This is a genomic window from Vibrio sp. 10N.222.55.C6, assembly GCF_041473395.1.
Taxonomy (GTDB): domain Bacteria; phylum Pseudomonadota; class Gammaproteobacteria; order Enterobacterales; family Vibrionaceae; genus Vibrio; species Vibrio crassostreae_C.
Map to the genome: position 1 here is coordinate 1 of NZ_JBFRSD010001077.1, position 560 is coordinate 560.

Consider the following 560-nt stretch of genomic DNA (forward strand, 5'->3'; position numbering starts at 1 on the left):
CTAAACCTACCGCGTAGAAGCTGTGAAATGGATAAATACCAAAACAAATGGATAAATCCCCCTTACCCCTTGTAAATCATTGGCTTTCATTTATAAATTCAACTTTTGGGTGAACATCTCCATAACCTTTCATTAAAGCCCAAATTCTGCGATTAGTATCAACATCTTGAGATAAAATGGTGACATTTTGGTTATATTATTTAGATCGAACTCTTGTGTTGAATGAAAATCCCAGCCATCACATATCCATCACACAAATATAATAACTATCGCTTAGGAGTTAAGCTATGCACTGTTCTTTCAATATAAATAACAATAATGAGAGCTTGCAACTAATCTATAATGAAGAAAAAATATACATAAAAAGAGACAGTAATAAGATATCAGAGGAAACTCTTAATAGTAAAGAGAGTTTTGTTTTCAAATACCTTATTGAACACTCGTCAATATCAAACCCTCAATCTGCACGAGATGTTGAAGAATCTTTTAAATTACACTTTGACGAAGAGTTTAGCTTATACGCGTTAAAAAATATTATTGCTTCTATAAGAAAGAAATAT

The 560-nt window shown here is 31.2% G+C and carries 1 pseudogene; it reads left to right on the forward strand.

What is annotated here, in order from left to right:
- Positions 1–287: 287 nt before the first annotated feature.
- A pseudogene (locus AB4486_RS27620) lies at positions 288–560 on the forward strand (EAL domain-containing protein); the annotation flags it as partial.